A 5120-nucleotide genomic window follows, 5' to 3' on the forward strand; every position below is an offset into this window, starting at 1 on the left:
GCCGGTGCCGGCATGCCCGCGCCACGCGCCAGCCGCTCGGCGAAGTAGGCAACGGTTCGGCGCAGCCCTTCGTCCAGATCGATGCGCGGCGCCCACTGCAGCTGCAGTCCCGCCTGCGTGATATCGGGGCAACGCTGGCGCGGATCGTCCTCCGGCAGCGGGCGCATCACGATCGGTGCGGACGAGCCCGTCGCCGCCAGCACCTTGCGGGCGATCTCCAGCATCGACAGCTCGCACGGATTGCCCAGGTTGATCGGTGTGCTGTGGTCGCCGGGCGCGTCCATCAGCCGGATCAGCCCTTCGATCAGGTCGTCGACATAGCAGAACGAGCGCGTCTGCGAGCCGTCGCCATAGACGGTCAGCGGCTGGCCCGACAGCGCCTGCGTGATGAAGTTGGACACCACGCGCCCATCGGCGGGATGCATGCGCGGGCCGTAGGTGTTGAAGATCCGCGCGATGCGCACGTCGACGCCGTGCTGGCGGTGATAGTCCATGAACAGCGTCTCCGCGCAGCGCTTGCCTTCGTCGTAGCAGGAGCGCGGACCGATCGGATTGACATGGCCCCAGTACGACTCCTGCTGCGGGTGGCAGTCGGGGTCGCCGTAGACCTCGCTGGTCGACGCCTGCAGGATGCGGGCCTTCACGCGCTTGGCCAGCCCCAGCATATTGATGGCGCCATGCACGCTGGTCTTGGTGGTCTGCACGGGATCGCTCTGGTAGTGGACAGGGGAGGCCGGGCAGGCAAGGTTGTAGATCTGGTCGACCTCGACATAGAGCGGAAAGGTCACGTCGTGACGCATCAGCTCGAAATTCGGCTCGCGCAACAGGTGCGCGATATTGTCCTTGCTGCCGGTATAGAAGTTGTCCACGCACAGCACGTCGTGTCCGGCCTGCACGAGCCGGTCGCACAGATGCGAGCCGAGAAAGCCCGCGCCTCCTGTGACCAGCACGCGGCGTCGATTGGCTTCTTTCATGGGGTCGCTCCGTTCAGGCCGCGACTTGCGGCGCTTGCGCCGTGTCGTCGACGGTGACACCGGCCAGCCGCGCATATACCGTTTCCATCCGCGCGGCGACACCGGCCCAGGTGAAATGCGCGTGCGCGCGGCGGCGGCCGGATGCGCCCATGCGCTCGGCCACCGTCGGGTCGCACGCCAGCCGCGCGAGCCGAGCGGCCAGTGCCGCGGGATCGTTGGGCGGCACCAGGTAGCCGGTACGGCCATTCAGCACGGTGCTGCGGATGCCGCCGACCGCGGCGCCGATCACCGGTACGCCGCAGGCCATCGCCTCGACCGGCGTGATGCCGAACGGCTCGTACCACGGCGTGGTGACGAACACGTCGGCCGCGCTGTAGAACAGCCGCAATTGCTCGCGGCCGCGCCGGCCGACGAAGGTCACCGCGTCGACCACGCCTTCCTCGACGGCGATCTTCTGCAGCCGGCCGATCTCCGGCGTCGCCGCGGGGCTGGGCTGATCGGAATTGCCGCCGACCACATACAGCCGGGCGCGCAGGCCGAACGCGCGCCGCAGCTCGCCCATCGCACGCACCACGTTGTCGATGCCCTTGCGCGGCACCATGCGGCCGAGCTGCAGCACCGAGAATTCATGCGACGGCCAGCCGAGCGCGCGCCGTGCTTCGAGGCGCGGCACCGGCGAGAATTCGTCGCCGTCGAAGCCGCACGGCACCGTCTCGATCGTGCCGGGATCGGCGCCATAGAGGCGGATCAGGTCGTGCCGGTCCTGCGGGCATTCGGCGATCACGCAGTCCGACTCGCGTACCAGCCGCTCCTCGATCTCGAAGCGGCAGTCGGGAAAGCCGTCGGCGCTGCCCTGGTGCTGGCGCCTGACCTTGCCGAGCGCATGGAACGTCATGACCAGCGGAATAGCAAGCTTTTGCTTGACGCGCAGCGCCGCCAACCCCGACATGAAGAAGTTCGCGTGCATCACCATATAGCCGACGCGATCGCGCGCCATGAATTCGGCCATATACGCGCCGAACTCGTCCATATAAGGCAACAGCTGTTCCTTCGGCACGTGGACCGCGGGGCCGGCGGGAACATGGATCACGCGCACGTTCGGAGCGAACGCCACGACCTCGGGCAACAGGCCCTTGTCGCGGCGCGTGAACACGTCCACCGGATAGCCTCGCTTGCCAAGATGGCGCGCCAGCTGCGCCACGTAGATGTTCTGTCCTCCACTGTCCACGCTACCCGGCCCGGCCAGAGGGGAAGCGTGCTCGCTGATCAGCGCGATCCTTTGCATGGTTGGCTCCCAGGGGAGCGAGCTGCCGGCCGTCGCAGCCGGGCGATCCGCTCGCTAGTAAAGCCAGCGTGATTGCAGCTTGCATGCCAGCGTGCGACTTCTCAGGCTGTTGACGGCGAGAAGCGTTATATCGCTTCTCGTTCGGTTCCCATGCCGCACATGAAAATCTGCGCCGGCGTTCGCAGGGCGCTGTCCGGCGCCATGGCGAAATTGCAGCATTTTGTAATACGAGCTAGCAGGCGGCGATGGGCCACTGTTGCATGTCCCGCGTGCGCGACGCACCGGCGCTCCGTTTGCGTTGCGTTTGCGCTGCGTGCGCACTTCCGTTGCACAACGGTGCCGCGGTAGCGCACGAGCATCGCCGGAGCAACTCCGGGAACGCTCTTTGCAGGAAGGTCAAGGCTGCCGGCGGCGAGGCCCGTGCCGGCTGCCACGCGCGTGGTGCGGCGCCGCGATGCGGTGGATGGAGACCCGGGCCGCTGGAGTAGCAAGCAGATGAGAATGACGCTGAAGAAAATCGGGTCGCAGGTGATCGTGATCACCGGCGCCACCAGCGGCGTGGGCCTGCTCGCGGCGCGCAAGGCGGCCGCGCGCGGCGCGAAGCTGGTTCTTGCGGCGCGCAGCGAAGAGGCGCTGCACCAGCTCGCCGAACAGTTGCGCGAGACCGGTTCCGAAGTGATCACCGTGCCGACCGACGTCGGCGATCTCGAGGCGGTCAAGGCGCTCGCGCAAGCGGCGATCGAGCGCTTCGGCGGCTTCGATACCTGGGTCAACAACGCGGGGGTGACGATCTACGGCCGGTACAACGAGGTACCGATGGAGGACCAGCGCAAGCTGTTCGATACCAATTACTGGGGTGTGGTCCATGGCTCGCTGGTCGCGGCCGCGCATCTGCGCGAGCGGGGCGGCGCGATCATCAACATGGGCAGCGAGGCCTCCGATGTACCGCTGCCGCTGCAGAGCGCCTATGCCGCGTCCAAGCATGCGATCAAGGGCTTTACCGACTCGCTGCGGCTCGAGCTCGAACAGGAACGCGCGCCGGTGTCGGTCACGCTGATCAAGCCGGCGGCGCTCGACACGCCGTTCGCCAGCCATGCCAAGAACTATCTGGACGTCGAGCCGGAACTGGCGCCGCCGGTCTACGATCCCGAGATGGCGGCCGAGGCGATCCTGTTCGCCGCCGAGCATCCGCGCCGCGACATGTTCGTCGGCGCCGCTTCCAAGGCCATGTCGTCCGCGGCTTACCACATGCCGGCCCTGTACGACCGCGTGATGCGGCGCTTCCTGGGGCGCGCGCAGTGCACCGCCCGTCCCGCGGGTCCCCGCGAGAACAACGCGCTGTTCCAGGCCACCAACGACCTGGTCGAGCGCGAAGGGCGCCGGCACGTGGTCCGCACCTGCCCCTATACCGCCAGCACCCGCCATCCGGTGATGACCGGCGCAATGGTGGTCGGCGCGTCGCTGGCGCTCGCGGCGGCGCTGGGCATGCGGCGCACGCGCATGCGATGAGCGATGAGCAGCAACGATGGCTGAGGCGGCCACGCTGATCCTGATGTACGGCCTGGTCCCGCTGTGGCTGATGGCGGGACTGGGCGACTGGGCCTGCCATCGTCGCGAACGGATCGAGCGCAGTGCGGGCACCTACGAATCGGCGCTGCATCTGCTGATGCTGGCCGAGGTCGGCGTGCCGGTGCTGCTGGCGCTGTTCTTCGAGGTCAATGCGCTGGTGCTGGCGATCATGATCGTCGCCGTGGTGGTGCACGCAGCGACCGCCTGGTGGGATGTGCATTACACGTACGGCCGCAGGGTCATCGGCCCGACCGAACAGCATATGCACGGGCTGCTGGAGGTGCTGCCGTTATCGGCGGTGGCGCTGGTGGCAGTCGCGCACTGGCCGCAGGCGCTGGCGCTGTTCGGACTGGGCGACCGGGCTCCCGACTTCTCGCTGACGCCGAAACAGCCGCCGCTGCCCGGTTGGTATCTCGCCGCGGTGCTGGCGGCGACGGCGCTATGCGGGGTGTTGCCCTTCGTCGAGGAGTTTTATCGTTGCCGACGCTGGCGGCGCGAGCATGGCGCCGAGCGCGAGCAGCGCGCGGCGGTGGTGACGGAGGGGTGAGGGAGGCAGACGTTAAGGTGAATGACCTCGGGCGAATGACCTCGGGCGAATGACCTCAGGTGAATGACCTCAGGTGAATGACCTCGGGTGAATGACCTCGGGTGAACGCGCCAGGGTGAGTGAACTGAGGTGACCGGCCGGTCGGAAGGCTGGCCCGCCGCTCAGCCGACCCGGCGCCAGCTGCGCACGACCAGGTAGGCCCCATAGGCCGCGGCCAGCGCGAAGATGACGCCGACCACCACCGCATTGTCGCTGCCACCGGCACTCGGCAGGCGCGCCAGCCGGCCTTCTCCCCCCAGCCAGATGACCGCCTCGTGCACGGCCGCGACGACCAGCAGCGTCATTGCCAGCGCATCGAGCAGGCGCGTCCATGCCGGCCGCGTGACCGGCGGCGTGGCAAGCGGCGTGGCGGCCGGCAGCACCGGGTCCGCCGGCGCGCGGCGCAGATCGGCAGCGGGATTGCGCGGGGGTTGCGCAGTGGGGGAATTCGGCGAGTCGGGTGAGTTGGGCGGATTCGTCGGCATCGACACAGCCTTCGTGGTCTAGCGGTGTGGCAGCGGCCGGTTGACGGTCGGCCGCGACGGCGAGCGGCGCGTGGTGGCCGGGTACTGCTCGCGCGTCAACTGCTCCAGCACCCGCAGCAGGTCGGCCGCCTCGTGGTAATAGCGGATCAGCCAGGGGCGCAGCATCGGATCCTCCAGTTCGCCGCGCAGCAGCGCCCCGCAGGCGGCCACCGAACGCCCCG

General features: G+C 68.4%; 5 protein-coding genes and 1 pseudogene. 2 read left to right on the plus strand and 4 right to left on the minus strand.

The genetic code is table 11. The features are described from left to right. Together AC6EI8_RS23945 and AC6EI8_RS23950 are read right to left on the minus strand one after the other, a co-directional pair. Window positions 1-974, minus strand: a 974-nt coding sequence (locus AC6EI8_RS23945; protein WP_498383061.1) for a UDP-glucuronic acid decarboxylase family protein, incomplete at its 3' end; no start/stop codon positions are given. 13 nt (window positions 975-987) lie between these two features. After that, complete coding sequence (locus AC6EI8_RS23950) at window positions 988-2259, minus strand: glycosyltransferase family 4 protein (RefSeq protein WP_498383062.1); 1272 nt, start codon at window positions 2257-2259, stop codon at window positions 988-990. 495 nt (window positions 2260-2754) lie between these two features. On the opposite strand from AC6EI8_RS23950, the gene AC6EI8_RS23955 reads away from it, so the two are divergent. Continuing rightward, window positions 2755-3768, plus strand: a complete 1014-nt coding sequence (locus AC6EI8_RS23955; RefSeq protein ID WP_149318055.1) for an SDR family oxidoreductase — start codon at window positions 2755-2757, stop codon at window positions 3766-3768. A gap of 16 nt (window positions 3769-3784) precedes the next feature. After that, window positions 3785-4375 (plus strand): diguanylate cyclase, encoded by a 591-nt coding sequence (locus AC6EI8_RS23960; protein WP_498383063.1) that lies wholly within the window; start codon window positions 3785-3787, stop codon window positions 4373-4375. 161 nt (window positions 4376-4536) lie between these two features. Here AC6EI8_RS23960 and AC6EI8_RS23965 read toward each other — a convergent pair whose 3' ends face one another. Both AC6EI8_RS23965 and AC6EI8_RS23970 read right to left on the minus strand, forming a co-directional pair. Beyond that, window positions 4537-4899, minus strand: a complete 363-nt coding sequence (locus tag AC6EI8_RS23965; RefSeq protein WP_498383064.1) for a hypothetical protein — start codon at window positions 4897-4899, stop codon at window positions 4537-4539. Window positions 4900-4917: 18 nt separating this feature from the next. Further along, window positions 4918-5120: pseudogene (locus AC6EI8_RS23970) on the minus strand (hypothetical protein); the annotation flags it as partial.

Source organism: Cupriavidus sp. R6-3 (assembly GCF_059772245.1).

Bases quoted from the DNA above. Each gene is read 5' to 3' on its own strand.
- AC6EI8_RS23965 (WP_498383064.1), bottom strand. From the start codon at position 4,899: ATGCCGACGAATCCGCCCAACTCACCCGACTCGCCGAATTCCCCCACT.
- AC6EI8_RS23955 (WP_149318055.1), top strand. From the start codon at position 2,755: ATGAGAATGACGCTGAAGAAAATCGGGTCGCAGGTGATCGTGATCACC.
- AC6EI8_RS23960 (WP_498383063.1), top strand. From the start codon at position 3,785: ATGGCTGAGGCGGCCACGCTGATCCTGATGTACGGCCTGGTCCCGCTG.
- AC6EI8_RS23950 (WP_498383062.1), bottom strand. From the start codon at position 2,259: ATGCAAAGGATCGCGCTGATCAGCGAGCACGCTTCCCCTCTGGCCGGG.